Origin of the sequence: Dietzia sp. MNB45 (assembly GCF_051994785.1) — a bacterium.
In the GTDB taxonomy this organism is placed as follows: Bacteria; Actinomycetota; Actinomycetes; order Mycobacteriales; family Mycobacteriaceae; genus Dietzia; species Dietzia kunjamensis.
Window position 1 is genome coordinate 1,862,825 of sequence record NZ_CP163397.1, and the last position, 15,304, is coordinate 1,878,128.

The window sequence follows — 15,304 nt, forward strand, 5'->3', positions numbered from 1 at the left end:
CGCGAAGGCCGGCCGCGGAGGGGTCGGTCAGCCGCGGAGGCGTCGGTCAGTTCGAGGTCATCCGGTAGACGTCGAAGACGCCTTCGACCTTGCGGACCGCACCGAGGACGTGACCCAGGTGTTTGGGGTCGGCCATCTCGAAGGTGAACCGGGAGATCGCCACCCTGTCGTCGCCCGCGGTCTGCACCGAGGCGGAGAGGATGTTGACCTTCTCGTCGGCCAGCACCTTGGTGATGTCGGAGAGCAGACGGTGACGGTCGAGGGCCTCCACCTGGATGGCCACGAGGAACACCGCGCCCGGCTGGGGCGCCCACTCGACCTTGACCAATCGCTCCGGCTCCCGGTGCAGGTCGGAGGCGTTGGTGCAGTCGGTGCGGTGCACGCTGACCGAGCCGCCGCGCGTGATGAAGCCCAGGACCTGGTCCCCCGGCACCGGGGTGCAGCAGCGGGCGAGCTTGGCGTGGACGTCCTCGACACCGCCCACGAGCACGCCGGCCCCGGAGGTCGTGGGGCGGGGCGGGGTCATGGTCTTGTCGCGGGAGCGGTCGGCCAGTTCCTCGGTGACCTCGTCCACGCCCCCGTGGGCGGCGATGAGACGACCGACCACGGTCTTGGCGGAGACGTGGTTCTCCCCGATCGCCGTGTAGAGCGCGGTGACGTCGGCGAATCCGAGTTCGCGGGACACGCCGGCGAGCGACTCGTTGGAGAAGATGCGGTGGACGGGGACCCCGCCCCGTCGGACCTCACGGGTGATGAGGTCCTTGCCCCGCTCCAGGGCCTCTTCTCGGCGCTCCTTGGCGAACCATTGCCGGATCGAGCTCTTGGCGCGGCCGGAGACCACGAACTTCTGCCAGTCCAGGCTGGGGCCGGCGTTGTGGTCCTTGGAGGTGAAGACCTCCACCACCTCGCCGTTCTCGAGCGGGCGCTCGAGGGCGACGAGTTTGCCGTTGACCCGTGCCCCGATGCAGCGGTGACCGACCTCGGTGTGGACCGCGTAGGCGAAGTCCACGGGCGTGGCGCCGACCGGCAGGTTGATGACGTCCCCCTTGGGGGTGAAGACGAAGATCTCCTTGCTGGTCATCTCGAAGCGCAAAGAATCCAGGAACTCGCCGGGATCGGCGGCCTCACGCTGCCAGCTGAGCAGTTGCCGCATCCACGCCATCTCGTCGACCTCGGCGGGGTCGCCGTTGTGCTTGCCGCGGGTCTCCTTGTAGCGCCAGTGCGCCGCGATGCCGTACTCCGCGTTGCGGTGCATCTCGTGGGTGCGGATCTGGATCTCGAGGGGTTTGCCGTCGGGTCCGATCACGGTGGTGTGCAACGACCGGTACACGCCGAAGCGAGGCTGGGCGATGTAGTCCTTGAACCTCCCCGGCATCGGCTTCCACGTCGAGTGGACGACCCCGATCGCGGCGTAGCAGTCGCGCACGTCCTCGCACAGGACACGAATGCCCACGAGGTCGTGGATCTCGTCGAACTCCCGACCGCGCACGATCATCTTCTGGTAGATCGACCAGTAGTGCTTGGGTCGGCCCTCGACCCGCGCCTGGATGTGCGCCTTCTCGAGGTCCGCCCTGACCCGGTTGGTCACCGTTTGCAGGTAGACGTCGCGGCTGGGGGCCCGGTCGGCGACGAGCCGCACGATCTCCTGGTACTTCTTCGGCTCGAGGATCGCGAAGGCGAGGTCCTCGAGTTCCCACTTGATGGTCGCCATCCCCAGCCGGTGCGCGAGCGGGGCGATCACCTCGAGGGTCTCCCGCGCTTTCTTGACCTGCTTCTCCGGCGGCAGGAACCGCATCGTCCGCATGTTGTGCAGGCGGTCGGCGACCTTGATCACCAGGACGCGGGGATCGTGTGCCATCGCGATGATCATCTTGCGGATGGTCTCCGCCTCGGCGGCCTCGCCGAACTCGACCTTGTCCAACTTGGTGACGCCGTCCACCAAGTGGGCGACCTCACCGCCGAAGTCGGCTTCCAGCCGCGCGAGCGAGTAGTCGGTGTCCTCGACCGTGTCGTGCAGCAGCGCCGCCACGAGCGTCGTGGTGTCCATCCCCATCTCCGCGCAGATGGTCGCCACGGCGAGTGGATGGGTGATGTAGGGGTCGCCGGATTTGCGGTAGACGCCCTCGTGTTGCTTCTCGGCGAGCGTGTACGCGCGGGCCAGCAGACCGACGTCGGCCTTGGGGTGGTGTATCCGGTGGACGCGCACCAGCGGTTCGAGAACCGCCGGTGTGGAGGTGACGGTCAGTCCCGAGGTGAGGCGGCGCGCCCACCGCGCTCGCACCCGTCGACCGGCGGACGGGCGGTTGCCCGGGATCACGGGGAGCGGTTGGGTCGAGGGTTGGGGTGTCGGGGGCTGGGGTGTCGAGGGCTGGGGTTGAGCCGTCTGTCCGGGTTGCGCGCCCCCGTCCGGCTGCCCGGCGGGGTCCTGCCGTTGCGTCATCTCCGGCTCCTCCCTCCAGTTCCGGGCCGTCAGGAACGGCCGGCGGTCACGCGACCGTGAGGCAGGTCAGCGGTGTGGCGGCCAGTCTATCCCGCCCCCCGAGGCCGGGGACCTCGAGTACCACGGACAGCCCCGCGACGATCGCCCCACAGTCCTCCAGCAGACCGACCGCGGCGGTGAGGGTCCCCCCGGTGGCGAGGACGTCGTCGACGACGAGGACGCGCTTCCCCCCGAGATCGAGCCCGTCCGCGGGGAGTTCCAACGTGGCGGCGCCGTACTCGAGCTCGTAGGACCGCGAATGCACCGGTGGCGGGAGCTTGCCGGCCTTACGGATGGCCAGGACCCCGGTGTGTAGCCGCACGGCTGCCGCGCCGGCGAGCAGGAACCCCCGGGCGTCGAGCCCGGCGACGTAGTCCACACTGCCGATCTCGTGCCCGGCGATCAGCCCGGCGACGACGGCATCGAAGCCGTCGGCGTCCGCGAGGACCGGAGTGAGGTCGCAGAACTGGACGCCCGCGGAGGGGAAATCGTCGACGCGACGCATCAACCGCTCCACGGCCGAACTGATGGCAGGTGAGACGGGGCTGAGAGTTGGTTCGGTCATGCGGCGGCCTCGGCCTTCTCGCGTCGGGCCAGGACCTTGGCGGTCTGGCGTCTGATCTCCGGATCGCGGTTCTTGAGCGACACCAGCAGGGGTGTGGCGAGGAATACCGAGGAGAAGGTGCCGGTGATGATCCCCACCATCTGGACGAGTGCCAGATCCATGAGGGTGCCCACCCCGAGGATCCACACGGCGATCACGACCAGCGCCAGCAGGGGCAGCACGCCGATGATGGTGGTGTGGATCGAACGCATGAGGGTCTGGTTGACACCCAGGTTCGCCTCTTCGGCATAGGTGCGGCTCGTGGTGTGTCTGATGCCGCGGGTGTTCTCCTCGACCTTGTCGAACACGATCACCGTGTCGTACAGCGAGAAGCCGAGGATGGTCAGCAGACCGATCACGGTGGCCGGGGTGACCTCGAAGCCGACGAGAGAGTAGACACCGGCGGTGGTCAGTACGTCGAACAGCAGGGCGACGATGGCTGCGGTGGCCATCCGCCACTCGAAGCGGAACGCGATGTAGGCGAAGACGATGACGAGGAACACCCCGAGTGCGATCAGTGCGTTCTCGGTGACCTGTCCTCCCCAGCTCTCCGAGCGCGCGGAGTCGCCGATCGCCTCCACTGAGGCGTCACCGTCGGCCGTGACCGGCCGGAACTCCTCGAAGAGGGCGTTCTTGGCCGCACGGATCTCGTCGCTGGTGAGGAACCGCGTCTCCACCTCGACGATGCGCGCGTCCCCGGCTCCGACGATCTGCACCGTCTGCGGTTCCTCACCCACCGACTCCTCGACCACCGCGGCCACGCGGCTCTTGTCGTGGTCGGCTGCGGGCATGGTGAGCTTGGTGCCACCGGTGAAGTCGATACCGAAGCTGAAGCCACGGAAAATGATGCTCGCCAGGCAGATCGCCACGATCACGGTGGTGAGGACGTAGAACCTCCGGCGGTTCGGGACGATGCCGAACGCCCCGGTCCCCGTGTAGAGCCGCGTGAACAAACTGTCGGACCGGCTGGCGGGGGCGGCGGCGCCGCTCCCGGGCTCGGTGGTCGTGGGAGTGCTCATCGGCCCTCCTCCTCATCGGTGGCGGGACGCTCGGTGCGCGGTTCGGTGATGGTGTCGCCGCCCGGGCCGCGGATGGTCGCGGTGACCCCGCGGCCCTGGCCCTGCTCGAGATCGCTCTCGGTCTTCCGGTCGATGCGGCGCTGTTCCGCCGCGGCTGCCTGGAGGTTCTCCATCCGTCCCATCCCGTTCGCCCAGGTCTTGGCGAAGGTGGGTTTGGTGGAGGCGAGGTAGACGAGCGGCCAGGTCACGGTGAACGCGACGAAGACGTCCATGATGGTCGTGAGGCCCAGGGTGAACGCGAATCCGCGCACCTCGCCGCTGGCCAGCAGGTAGAGCACCAGCGCTCCGATGAGGCTGACCATGTTGCCGGTGACGATGGTGCGGCTGGCACTCTTCCAGGCCCGCGGCACCGCGGATCTGAAACGGTGGCCGTCCCGCAGTTCGTCCTTGATGCGCTCGAAGAACACGACGTAGGAATCGGCGGTCATGCCGATACCGATGACGAGGCCCGCGATGCCCGCGAGGTCGAGGCTGTAGTCGACGGTGTATCCGAGGAAGACCAACAGGATGTAGGTGAGCAGGAACGACAGGGCCAGCGAGAGGAACGCCAGCACACCGAGCAGGCGGTAGAAGAAGGCCGAGTACGCCAGTACCAGCAGGAATCCGATGGCGCCCGCGAGCAGGCCCGCCTCGAGCGAGGCCAGACCGAGGGACGCCGGGACGTTGTCGACGTTGGGGTCCTCGAAGGAGATGGGCAGGGCACCGTAGCGCAGGTTCGCGGCGAGAGAGGCCGCCTCGTCCGTGCTGAAGTCACCGGTGATGGAGGTCGCCGAACCGACCGGCGTGACGCCCTGGACGACGGGCGCGCTGATGACCTCGCCGTCGAGGAGGATGGCGATCTGCCGCTGGAGGTTCTCCTGGGTCAAGCGGGACCAGGTGGCGCTGCCCTGCTCACCGGGTCCGGCGTTGAACCGGAAGGAGACCTCGTTCTTGGCGGCCTGCTGGTTGAACCCGGAACTGACGGAGTCCTTGACGATCTGTTGCCCGTCGAGCCGCTTCCCGTCCTCCGGTTCCCCGATGAGCAACGGGACCGGGCCGAGGACGTACTTGGCGCCCTCGCCGCAGGCGATGAGGGCCTGGGACGGGTCGTCGAAGCCGGCCAGGACATCGCGCTCCGGGCAGCGGAAGGTCGCGAGGGTCTCGGTGAGCTCCTGCGGGTCGCCCTGGCGGAGCTCGCGGGCCTCCTCGACCTCCCTGGCGACGGCGTCGCGGTCCCCCTTGGCGGCGGGCACGGGCTCGACGTCGCCCTCGGCGACGGGCTGGACCTGCAGCACGGGACGGATCGTCAGCTGTGAGGTGGTGCCGAGGTCACGGGCCTGGCTGGAGTCCTCACCGGGCACCGTGAGGACGATGTTGCTGCCCTCGATGACGACCGAGGTCCCGGCGACGCCGAGCCCGTCGACCCGGTCCCGGATGATGTCCTGGGCCAGTTGTAGGTCCGCCTCGTCGGGGTCTCCCTTGGGGATCAGCGTGACGCGGGTACCGCCCTGCAGATCGATGCCCAGCTTCGGCGTCAGGCCGCGCTCGGCGACGGCGAAGGCGCCGAGGAAGAAGATGAACAGCACCAGGAAGAACGCGGACAGCAGCGCCCACGGTCTGGGGCGGGCGTCGGCGCCTCGAGGACGAGCTGGTGACACAGGTGATCTCTCTCGGTCTTCGTCTGGGGCCTCCGGCCGGAGGGCCCCATTACACTAATCGCCGGTCGTGGCCTACAGGGAATCCGCGGCACCGGTGCCGGTGTCGGCTCCGGGGGGCGTACCGGCGTCGATCTTCTCGCGGATGACGCGACGGTCCCACTGGGTGTGGACACCCTCCGCGATCTCCAGTTCCACGGTCTCGTCTCCCACGGAGACGATGGTCGCGCGGAGGCCCGAGGTGGTGAGCACACGATCGCCCGCCGTCAGTGAGGCCTGCATCTCCCGCATGTCCTTCATCGCCCTGCGTTGTCTCGTGCTCTGCAGGACCATCAGCACGATCAGCACGACGATCATCAACGGCAGCAGCAGTTCCAGTCCCATTCGGGTCCTCCTGACATGGACCCGCCGGTTCCGGGTCGCTGGCGGGTCCGGGCTACGGACGGTCTCGTCCGAGGATGCCAGCCCGGGGCTCAGCCGCGCGCGCCGGGGCCCCGGTCGACCTCGACCGGCAGCATCGGGTCCCCGGCCGCGTTGTCGGAGCGGGTGAGCCCCAGGTGGTCCCACGCCGCGGCGGTGGCGATCCGCCCGCGCGGGGTGCGTGCGAGCAGACCGGCGCGGACGAGGAAGGGCTCGCAGACCTCCTCGAGGGTGGTGGACTCCTCCCCCACGGCCACCGCCAGAGTGCTCAGTCCGACGGGCCCGCCCTCGTGCTGGACGAGGAGCGCCCTCAGGACCGCGCGGTCGAGACGATCGAGCCCCAGCTCGTCCACCTCGTACACCTCGAGGGCGGCCCTGGCGACGGGCACGGTGATGCGACCGTCGGCCCGGACCTCGGCGAAGTCACGGACCCGCCGCAGGAGTCGGTTGGCGATACGGGGTGTGCCCCGCGACCGGCCGGCGATCTCCAGCGCGGCATCGGGCTCCACGGGGATGGCGAGGATGTCCGCGGCGCGGGTGACGATCCTGGCGAGGTCGGTGTCCGTGTAGAAGTCCATGTGCGCGGTGAACCCGAACCTGTCGCGCAGCGGACCGGTCAGCGCTCCGGATCGCGTGGTGGCACCGACCAGGGTGAACGGGGCGATCTCCAGCGGGATCGAGGTGGCACCGGGCCCCTTGCCCACCATGATGTCGATCCGGAAGTCCTCCATCGCGAGATAGAGCATCTCCTCGGCCGGGCGCGCGATGCGGTGGATCTCGTCGATGAACAGCACGTCGCCCTCGATGAGATTGGACAGCATCGCGGCGAGGTCGCCGGGTCGTTCGAGCGCGGGACCGGAGGTGATCCGCAGTGAGCCGCCGAGTTCCGCCGCGACGATCATCGCGAGACTCGTCTTGCCCAGCCCGGGCGGCCCGGAGAAGAGCAGGTGGTCGGGCACGACCCCGCGGCGGGTGGCGGCGGTGAGGACCAGGTCCAGTTGCTCCCGGACCGTCTCCTGACCGATGAACTCGCCCAGGCTGCGGGGTCGGAGGGCACCCTCGACGTCGGTGTCGAACGGGGTCGCGGACGCGGACAGCTCGCCCTCGTGGCCCGCCCCGTCGTCGACGTCGGGGGAACGCCCGTCGCCGGGCGCGTCGAACGGTCCCGCCATCAGCGCCTACCAAGTGATTTGAGGGCCAGTCGCAGGGCCTGCGCCGGGTCGAGGTCCGGCTCGGCCGCGAGCACCGCGGTGGCGGTCTTCTCGGCCTCCGCGGAGGAGAAGCCCAGGCCCTCGAGTGCCTCTGCGACCTCGGTCGCGGCCGACCCGCCTGTCGCGCCGCCCTGGATCCCCACGGAGCCACCGTCGGACACGGGACCGACCTTGTCCTTGAGTTCCAGCACCATGCGTTCGGCCGTGCGCTTGCCCACGCCGGGGACGCGGGTCAACGCCCTGACGTCCCCGGTTCCGAGGGCCCGGACGAGAACCTCCGGCTCGAGGGTCGCGACGATCGCCAGGGCCAGTCGTGGTCCGACGCCGGAGACGGTCTGCACGGTGAGGAACAACTGACGCGCGTCCACCGAGTCGAATCCGTACAGGGTGAGCGAATCCTCGCGCACCACCAGCTCCGTGTGGAGCATCCCCTCCGCGCCGCGCCGGAGACCGGCGAGCGCCGCGGGGGTCGCGTGAACGAGCACCCCGACTCCCCCGGTCTCCACCACGCAGCGGTCCAGGCCGATCTCGGCCACGGTCCCCCGGATCGAGGCGATCACCAGCGCACTCCCTTCGTCCGCGCCATGCCCCGGGCCGCGGCCCGGGCGCGCTCCTGATCGGCGGCCGCGCTGCGACCACCGTGTGCGTTCGACGTGGCGGCGTCCCGTGCCGCCGCCACCTTCGACTCGAACCCGGCCCGGGACCGCGCGACATGGCCGTCCAGCGCGGCGACCCGGCCCTGCATGGGCGCCCGCCAGCTGTGGCACACGGCGAGCGCGAGGGCGTCGGCCGCGTCCGCCGGGCTGGGGGGCTTCTGCAGGCCGAGGATCCGGGTGATCATCAGGGTCATCTGCTTCTTGTCCGCGCGCCCGCTGCCGGTGATGGCCGCCTTGACCTCGGAGGGCGTGTGGAAGGCCACCGGGATGTCGCGGTAGGCGGCGGCCAGTGCCACGACGCCGGCGGCCTGGGCAGTGCCCATGGCGGTGGAGACCTGGTTCTGGGCGAAGACCCGCTCGATGGCGACCACGTCCGGGCGGTGGATCTCCATCCACTCGTCCGCAACGGCGTGGACCGCCCGCAGGCGCCTCTCGAGTGGTTCCTGGGCGGTCGTCCGCACCACGTCCACGTCCAACGCCGTGACGGCCCGACCCGGCTCGGTCTCGATCAGCGCGAGCCCGCACCGGGTCAGTCCCGGGTCCACACCCATCACGCGCATAGCGACCTTTCGCCGACCAGTGGTAGAACCTACGTTCGAGACCCTACCAGTGGGCCGCCCGTCAGGCGTTGAGCGCCGCCAGCACGTCGTCCGGCACGTCGAGGTTCGAGTAGACGTTCTGGACGTCGTCGGAGTCCTCGAGCGCGTCGATGAGCTTGAAGACCTTCGCGGCGCCGTCGGCGTCGACGGTCACCTCGACCGAGGCGCGGAACCCGGACTCGGCCGAGTCGTAGTCGATGCCGGCCTCCTGGAGCGCGGTGCGCACCCGGACGAGGTCGGTGGGTTCGCAGACCACCTCGAACTGCTCGCCGAGGTCGTTGACCTCCTCGGCCCCGGCCTCGAGTACGGCCATGAGGACGTCGTCCTCCTCGAGCTCACCCTTGTCCAGCACGATCTCGCCCTTGCGGGTGAACAGGTAGGCCACCGAACCGGGGTCGGCGAGGTTGCCGCCGTTGCGGGTCATCGCCGTGCGCACCTCGCCCGCGGCGCGGTTGCGGTTGTCGGTCAGACACTCGATGAGCAGGGCCACGCCGTTCGGGCCGTACCCCTCGTACATGATGGTCTCCCACTCGGCGCCGCCCGCCTCCTCGCCGGCGCCACGTCTGCGCGCCCGCTCGACGTTGTCGCCCGGGACAGAGTTCTTCTTGGCCTTCTGGATGGCGTCGTAGAGCGTGGGGTTGCCGGCTGGGTCACCGCCGCCCGTACGGGCCGCCACCTCGATGTTCTTGACGAGCTTGGCGAAGAGTTTGCCGCGCTTGGCGTCGATCGCGGCCTTCTTGTGCTTGGTGGTGGCCCACTTGGAATGGCCTGACATGGGATGTTCCGCCCTCCGGGGGTGTCAGTCCGGGCCGACCTCGGTTGGCCGCCCGGTGCGATGTGTCGCTGACTGGCCAGTCTACGAGGTCGACTGCCGCACCATGTCGACGAAGTACCGGTGAACGCGCACATCGTCGGTCACCTCGGGGTGGAAGGAGGTCGCCAGGGCGTTGCCCTGCCGCACCGCGACCACGTGATCGTGGCCGTCGGAGGCGCGGACGCGGGCGAGTACCTCCACGTCGGGGCCGACCGTCTCGACCCAGGGTGCGCGGATGAACACGGTCCGGACCGGGTCGGCGCCGAGGGCGTCGACGACGAGGTCGGCCTCGAACGAGTCGACCTGCCGTCCGAAGGCGTTCCGTCGCACGGTCATGTCGATCGCGGAGAACCAGGTGGCGTCGGCCCGGGTGTCAAGGACGACCGACGCCAGCAGGATCATGCCCGCGCAGGAGCCGTAGACCGGCATGCCGCCGGAGATCCTCTCGGCCACCGGTTCGTACATGTCGTAGACGTCCAACAGCCGACTCATCGCGGTGGACTCCCCGCCGGGCAGGATGAGTCCGTCCACGCCGTCGAGCTCGGAGCGCCGGCGGACGGCCACGGCCCGCGCGCCGACGGACTCGAGGTGGCGGACGTGTTCGGCGACATCGCCCTGGAGGGCGAGGACACCGACGGTCGGGGCGTCCGTGCTCACTTCTTGGACGGGTCGTCGGTGGTGCTCACCGGGAACGACTGGGCTCCCGGTCGCAGACGGCGGGACAGTCCCTCCTGGGTGACGGCGGCGACGAGCCTGCCGGAGCGGTCGAAGATCCGCCCCTGGGTGAGGGCGCGCCCCCCGAACGCCGACGGCGAGGTCTGGTCGTACAGCAACCAGTCATCGGCCCGGAAGGGGCGCATGAACCACATGGCGTGGTCGAGCGAGGCGTCCTGGGTGGGCTCGTCGGGGTGCGGGACCTTGGCCGAACCGAGCAGGGTCATGTCCGACATGTACGCGAGCGTGCACACGTGGAAATTGGGGTCGTCCGGCAGCGTGTCGACGCTGCGGAACCACACCCGCTGCTGCGAGGCCAGCACCGAACTCGTCTCCAGGCGGTCCCGGGGGACGATCCGGATGTCCCACTGGGCCCATTCCTCGACGAAGACGCGGTGGGCCTCGTCGAGGTCGTCGATCGTCGGGACGTCGATCTCCTCGGGCCCCACGACCCGGGGCATCGAGTCCTGGTGCTCGATGCCCTCCTGGTCGACGAGGTGGAAGGAGGCCGACATGGAGAAGATCGGCTCCCCCTCCTGGATGGCGGTGACACGGCGGGTGGCGAAGCTGCGACCGTCCCGGAGGCGGTCGACCTGGAAGACGGTCGGCACATCGGGGATGCCCGGCCGGATGAAGTACCCGTGCAGGGAGTGGACGTGCTTATCGGAGTCCACGGTCCGGACCGCGGCGACGAGGGTCTGACCGGCGACCTGGCCGCCGAAGGTCCGCTGCAGGTGCGTGCGGATGGCCGGTCCCCGGTAGAGGTCGCGGTCTATCCGCTCGATCTCGAGGATGTCCTCGATCTTCGCCACCGGCGGGTCACCAGCCCCGCTCGGCGAGCCGGTGGGGCTCGGGGATGTCGTCGACGTTGATGCCGACCATGGCCTCGCCGAGGCCGCGGGAGATGGTCGCGAGCATCTCCGGATCGTCGTGGAAGGTCGTCGCCTTGACGATCGCCTTGGCCCGCTCGGAGGGGTTGCCGGACTTGAAGATGCCGGAACCGACGAACACACCCTCGGCACCGAGCTGCATCATCATCGCGGCGTCGGCCGGGGTGGCGATGCCGCCCGCGGTGAACAGGACCACGGGGAGCTTGCCGGTCTCGGCGACCTCCTTGACCAGCTCGTACGGCGCCTGCAGCTCCTTGGCGGCCACGTACAGCTCGTCGGACGGCAGGCTCTGGAGCTTGCGGATCTGCTGCCGGATCTGGCGCATGTGGGTGGTGGCGTTGGAGACGTCACCGGTGCCGGCCTCGCCCTTGGAGCGGATCATCGCCGCGCCTTCGGTGATGCGGCGCAGGGCCTCGCCGAGGTTGGTGGCGCCACAGACGAACGGCACGGTGAAGCCGAACTTGTCGATGTGGTTGGCGTAGTCGGCCGGGGTGAGGACCTCGGACTCGTCGACGTAGTCCACGCCGAGGGCCTGGAGGATCTGGGCCTCGACGAAGTGCCCGATGCGGGCCTTGGCCATCACGGGGATGGAGACGGCCTCGATGATGCCGTCGATGAGGTCGGGGTCGCTCATGCGGGCGACGCCGCCCTGGGCCCGGATGTCGGCGGGGACGCGCTCGAGGGCCATCACGGCCACGGCGCCGGCGTCCTCGGCGATCTTCGCCTGCTCGGCGGTGACGACGTCCATGATGACGCCGCCCTTGAGCATCTCCGCCATACCTCGCTTGACGCGTGCGGTTCCGGTGGTGTTCTCGCTGGACTGCGGGTCGCTCACGAAATAGGCCTTTCCTGGCTCAGACGACGTGTGACAGGGGTCCAGTGTAGGTCTCCCTCACCCCGGCGCCCCAACCGCCGCCCCACCGGGGTTGGTCAGGCCTGCGGTGGCGGTGCGTCGACGAGTTCGACGTACCCGGGCATCGGGGCCCGGCCGGCCAGTCGCAGGAGGCGGACCGGGGCCTGTTCCCGCAGACTGCGGGTGTCGCGGACGGCGTCGTTGTAGAAGCGCCGGGCCATGGACACGCGATCCGAGGCGTCCTCCAGTTCGGCGGCGAGATCGTCGGGCAGGGCGTCCGTGTCGACCCCGGACAGGACGACGCCGAGGGTGTTCTCCGCGACCTCGGCGTCGGGCTCGGGGGCGTCGTCAGGCGCGCTGCCGTCGTTGCGACGGCGTCGGTGGTCGGGGTGCGGCGCGGGGTCCGGCCCGGCGATCGCCCCCGGGGGGTGGGCGCGGGCGTGCGCGAGCGCCCGCACCAGGCGGTCCGCGCCCGCCGGGTCCCGCGCCGAGAGGTCGCTGGCGACGGCGGCGGCGACCGTGTGGCGTCGTTCGAGGGCCCCGGTCAGGGCGGCGCGGGCGAGGTCGGTGCGGATGTGGAGCCGGTCCAGGCGGTGGGCGGTGAGGTACGCGGTGAACAACGCCGCGAGCGCGGCGACGAGGACGACGACGACGAGGACGATCAGCTCAGCGGACACGCAGCGTCTCCCCCGGGCCGCGGATGGTCTCGTACACACGCACGACCCGGTCGGCGACGACGGGCCAGTCGTACTCCCGGACCGCCTGGAGACCGCGGGTGCGGAGGTCGGCGCGGCGCCCGGGGTCGGTGAGGACCCTCGTGAGGGCTGCGGCGAGGGCACCGGCGTCGCCGACCGTGGCGAGTTCCCCGCACTCGCCGTCCCGGAGGACACGGCGGAATGCGTCGAGGTCGGCGGCCACGACGGCGGTCCCGGCGGCCATGGCCTCCACGAGGACGATGCCGAAGCTCTCCCCGCCGGTGTTGGGTGCGCAGTAGACATCCGCCGCGGCCAGCACCGCGGCCTTGCGGGTGTCGTCGACCCGGCCGAGGAACTCCACGTCCAACCCGGCCGGGAGGGCGGAGCGCAGTGTCCGCTCGTCGCCGTCGCCCATGACCCGCAGCCGCAGGCCCGGGACGTCCCGCAGGACGGCGGGGAGCGCTGCGGCGAGCACGCCCATCCCCTTGCGGGGTTCGTCGTAGCGGCCGAGGAACGCCACGGTCGGTGCGTCGGTCGGTTCGGCTGAGGTGTCGACGTCGGTGAACGCGGACACGTCGACGCCGTTGGGGATCTCGACGGCGTCGGAGCCCAGGGCCTCCATCTGCCAGCGGCGCGCCAGGGTCGACACCGCGATCCGTCCCCGGATCTTCTCCAGCAGCGGGGCCAGGACCCCGTCGGCGGCGCCGAGGATCATCGACCCCGTGGTGGAGGTGTGGAACGTGGCCGTGATGGGCCCGGAGGACATCGCCAGGGCGAACATGCCGACGCCCGGGGCGTTGGGCTCGTGAATGTGCAGGACGTCCAGCGGTTGCTCGCGGAGCCACTGTCGGGTGGCCCGCCAGGTGGAGGGGCCGAAGCTGAGCCGGGCCACGGACCCGTTGTAGGGGATCGGGACGCCCGGCCCCGTCAGGGTCATCCCGGAAACCGGCGCGCTGCCGGGACTGCCCGGGGCCAGGACACGGACAGTGTGTCCGCGGCGTCGCAACTCCTCGGTCAGGTCCACGACGTGGGCCTGCACCCCGCCCGGGGCGTCGAACGAGTAGGGGCAGATCATGCCGATGCGCACGGCGGGGTCAGCGCTCGATCCGCGCACGCCGCTCGGCCGGCAGGTCGTCCAGCCACAGTGGCTGGAGCATGTGCCAGTCCGCGGGGTGCCGGGCGATCCCCTCGGCGAACAGGTCGGCCATCGCCTGGACCGCCGGTTCGATACCACCTGAGACGTCGATGGGCGGGGTGATGCGGACCCGCATCGTCTCCTCGTCGGCGTACCAGAACTGGGCGACCAGCAGCGGCGCGCCGGTCTCCACGGCGAGGCGGGCCGCCCCCGCGGGCATGCGCGTCTGTTCGCCGAAGAAGGTCACGGGCACCCCGGTCCGGCGCAGGTCCCGCTCCCCCGGCAGACAGACGATCCCGCCCCCTGCGAGGTACTCGCGCAGGGCGTCCAGCGGCGGGGTGGGTCCGCCCGTGTGCGGGTAGATGGTGAAGCCCAGGCCCTCGCGGAAGTCCAGGAAGCGCTGGTACAGCGATTCCGGCTCGAGTCTCTCGGCGACGGTGGCGAACCCGCCGTAGCGTCGCGCCAGCCAGGTGCCGCCCAGATCCCAGTTGGCCGAGTGCGGCAGCGCGACGACCACCCCGCGCCCCTGCTCGAGCGCCGCGTCGAGGTGCTCGACCCCGGCGATCGTCCGGTCCATCTCGCGGGCCACCGCCTCGCGGTCCATCGACGGCAGGCGGAAGGCCTCCCGCCAGTAACGGGCGTAGGACCGGAAGGAATCCCGGATCAGCTGGTCGGGGACCTCTGCCGGGGCGACCCCCAGGACACGGGCCAGGTTCCGGCGCAGCTGAGAGTCCGGGCCCTGTCTGCGGGCGGCGAAATCGGCTCCCGCCCGGAAGAGCGCGCGGGCGGCCGGCTCGGGAAGCGCGCGCACGACGGCCCACCCGGCGGCGTAGCCGAGATCGGAAAGGTGATCGCCGAGCGCGCTCATCGGTCTCCCACCGCGGGGGCGTCGCTACGCGCCACGCGTTCGAGGTAGTCGGTGCGTCCGCCCCACACCCGCTGGATCACCGTGACGAAACTGCCCGCCGCGACGGCGGTCAGCCCGATCTCGAGTGCCCACGGCACCCCCAGCCCCTCGAGGCCGGCGGCGAGCAGGATGAGGACCAGGCGATCGGCGCGCTCCATGAGCCCGGCCGGTGTGCGGAGTCCGCCCGCGTCGGCGCGGGCCTTGGAGTAGGACACCACCTGGGACAGGATCAGGCAGGACAGGAGCATGACCAGCGCGTACCGGTTGTCGGGCTCGGTGTAGACCAGCCACCACACCAGCGACGCCAGGATCACGCCGTCCGCGACCCGGTCGGAGACCGCGTCGACCAGGGCTCCGTACGGTGACCCGCCCCCGCCCGCGCGGGCGACCGCCCCGTCCACCAGATCGAACAGGGTGCACAGTGCGATGACGATCGCGCCGGCCACCAGGTGTCCGGGTCCGAACAGGGTGATCGCCGCGGCGCAGGTCAGCAGGAGTCCGGCGAGGGTGATCCCGTTGGCGGTGACGCCGCTACGGACGAGGAACGCCGCCAGGGGGTGGGCCACCCTGGCGACCCCCGACCTTCCGTACTCGCTGAGCATTCGACTCCCTGC

General features: G+C 70.5%; 16 protein-coding genes. All 16 read right to left on the minus strand.

All coding sequences use genetic code 11. The features are described 5' to 3' along the window. Positions 1 to 46 precede the first annotated feature (46 nt). On the minus strand, positions 47 to 2,440 hold the full coding sequence (locus AB5G72_RS08950; protein WP_120283358.1) for a RelA/SpoT family protein: 2,394 nt from the start codon (positions 2,438 to 2,440) through the stop codon (positions 47 to 49). A 46-nt stretch (positions 2,441 to 2,486) separates the two neighbouring features. Next, positions 2,487 to 3,044 carry an adenine phosphoribosyltransferase gene (locus tag AB5G72_RS08955; RefSeq protein ID WP_120283360.1) on the minus strand — a complete coding sequence of 186 codons (558 nt, stop codon included), beginning with the start codon at positions 3,042 to 3,044 and terminating at the stop codon, positions 2,487 to 2,489. Further along, positions 3,041 to 4,102 carry a protein translocase subunit SecF gene (gene secF, locus AB5G72_RS08960; protein WP_440221448.1) on the minus strand — a complete coding sequence of 354 codons (1,062 nt, stop codon included), beginning with the start codon at positions 4,100 to 4,102 and terminating at the stop codon, positions 3,041 to 3,043. Before secF ends, AB5G72_RS08955 begins: the two co-directional genes overlap by 4 nt. After that, positions 4,099 to 5,727 carry a protein translocase subunit SecD gene (gene secD / locus AB5G72_RS08965; protein WP_268093123.1) on the minus strand — a complete coding sequence of 543 codons (1,629 nt, stop codon included), beginning with the start codon at positions 5,725 to 5,727 and terminating at the stop codon, positions 4,099 to 4,101. Before secD ends, secF begins: the two co-directional genes overlap by 4 nt. Before the next feature lie 144 nt (positions 5,728 to 5,871). After that, positions 5,872 to 6,180: a preprotein translocase subunit YajC gene (gene yajC, locus AB5G72_RS08970; protein ID WP_120283366.1), complete on the minus strand. Its 309-nt coding sequence runs from the start codon at positions 6,178 to 6,180 to the stop codon at positions 5,872 to 5,874. Positions 6,181 to 6,269: 89 nt separating this feature from the next. Then, complete coding sequence (ruvB, locus tag AB5G72_RS08975; RefSeq protein ID WP_120283368.1) at positions 6,270 to 7,388, minus strand: Holliday junction branch migration DNA helicase RuvB; 1,119 nt, start codon at positions 7,386 to 7,388, stop codon at positions 6,270 to 6,272. Beyond that, a complete protein-coding gene (gene ruvA / locus AB5G72_RS08980; RefSeq protein WP_119193231.1) occupies positions 7,388 to 7,987 on the minus strand; it encodes a Holliday junction branch migration protein RuvA in 600 nt (199 codons plus the stop codon). The genes ruvB and ruvA overlap by 1 nt, the downstream gene beginning before the upstream one ends. Then, positions 7,984 to 8,643 carry a crossover junction endodeoxyribonuclease RuvC gene (locus tag AB5G72_RS08985; RefSeq protein ID WP_067717868.1) on the minus strand — a complete coding sequence of 220 codons (660 nt, stop codon included), beginning with the start codon at positions 8,641 to 8,643 and terminating at the stop codon, positions 7,984 to 7,986. The genes ruvA and AB5G72_RS08985 overlap by 4 nt, the downstream gene beginning before the upstream one ends. A gap of 61 nt (positions 8,644 to 8,704) precedes the next feature. Further along, a complete protein-coding gene (locus AB5G72_RS08990) occupies positions 8,705 to 9,457 on the minus strand; it encodes a YebC/PmpR family DNA-binding transcriptional regulator (RefSeq protein ID WP_096905400.1) in 753 nt (250 codons plus the stop codon). A gap of 81 nt (positions 9,458 to 9,538) precedes the next feature. Further along, on the minus strand, positions 9,539 to 10,153 hold the full coding sequence (pdxT, locus tag AB5G72_RS08995) for a pyridoxal 5'-phosphate synthase glutaminase subunit PdxT (protein WP_096905399.1): 615 nt from the start codon (positions 10,151 to 10,153) through the stop codon (positions 9,539 to 9,541). Next, positions 10,150 to 11,022 (minus strand): acyl-CoA thioesterase, encoded by an 873-nt coding sequence (locus AB5G72_RS09000; RefSeq protein WP_119193229.1) that lies wholly within the window; start codon positions 11,020 to 11,022, stop codon positions 10,150 to 10,152. Before AB5G72_RS09000 ends, pdxT begins: the two co-directional genes overlap by 4 nt. A gap of 7 nt (positions 11,023 to 11,029) precedes the next feature. Further along, positions 11,030 to 11,935, minus strand: a complete 906-nt coding sequence (pdxS, locus tag AB5G72_RS09005; RefSeq protein ID WP_120283374.1) for a pyridoxal 5'-phosphate synthase lyase subunit PdxS — start codon at positions 11,933 to 11,935, stop codon at positions 11,030 to 11,032. A 95-nt stretch (positions 11,936 to 12,030) separates the two neighbouring features. Then, entirely contained in the window at positions 12,031 to 12,630 is a 600-nt protein-coding gene (locus AB5G72_RS09010) for a LemA family protein (protein ID WP_253003648.1), read from the minus strand. Then, complete coding sequence (locus tag AB5G72_RS09015) at positions 12,620 to 13,735, minus strand: glycosyltransferase family 4 protein (protein ID WP_440221482.1); 1,116 nt, start codon at positions 13,733 to 13,735, stop codon at positions 12,620 to 12,622. Before AB5G72_RS09015 ends, AB5G72_RS09010 begins: the two co-directional genes overlap by 11 nt. A gap of 7 nt (positions 13,736 to 13,742) precedes the next feature. Continuing rightward, positions 13,743 to 14,651, minus strand: coding sequence for a phosphatidylinositol mannoside acyltransferase (locus AB5G72_RS09020; protein WP_440221449.1), 909 nt, complete (start codon positions 14,649 to 14,651; stop codon positions 13,743 to 13,745). Further along, complete coding sequence (gene pgsA, locus AB5G72_RS09025; RefSeq protein ID WP_440221450.1) at positions 14,648 to 15,292, minus strand: phosphatidylinositol phosphate synthase; 645 nt, start codon at positions 15,290 to 15,292, stop codon at positions 14,648 to 14,650. The genes AB5G72_RS09020 and pgsA overlap by 4 nt, the downstream gene beginning before the upstream one ends. Positions 15,293 to 15,304: the final 12 nt, after the last annotated feature.

Bases quoted from the DNA above. Each gene is read 5' to 3' on its own strand.
- AB5G72_RS08955 (WP_120283360.1), bottom strand. From the start codon at position 3,044: ATGACCGAACCAACTCTCAGCCCCGTCTCACCTGCCATCAGTTCGGCC.
- AB5G72_RS08990 (WP_096905400.1), bottom strand. From the start codon at position 9,457: ATGTCAGGCCATTCCAAGTGGGCCACCACCAAGCACAAGAAGGCCGCG.
- AB5G72_RS09020 (WP_440221449.1), bottom strand. From the start codon at position 14,651: ATGAGCGCGCTCGGCGATCACCTTTCCGATCTCGGCTACGCCGCCGGG.
- secF (WP_440221448.1), bottom strand. From the start codon at position 4,102: ATGAGCACTCCCACGACCACCGAGCCCGGGAGCGGCGCCGCCGCCCCC.
- ruvB (WP_120283368.1), bottom strand. From the start codon at position 7,388: ATGGCGGGACCGTTCGACGCGCCCGGCGACGGGCGTTCCCCCGACGTC.
- pgsA (WP_440221450.1), bottom strand. From the start codon at position 15,292: ATGCTCAGCGAGTACGGAAGGTCGGGGGTCGCCAGGGTGGCCCACCCC.
- AB5G72_RS08950 (WP_120283358.1), bottom strand. From the start codon at position 2,440: ATGACGCAACGGCAGGACCCCGCCGGGCAGCCGGACGGGGGCGCGCAA.
- AB5G72_RS08985 (WP_067717868.1), bottom strand. From the start codon at position 8,643: ATGCGCGTGATGGGTGTGGACCCGGGACTGACCCGGTGCGGGCTCGCG.
- yajC (WP_120283366.1), bottom strand. From the start codon at position 6,180: ATGGGACTGGAACTGCTGCTGCCGTTGATGATCGTCGTGCTGATCGTG.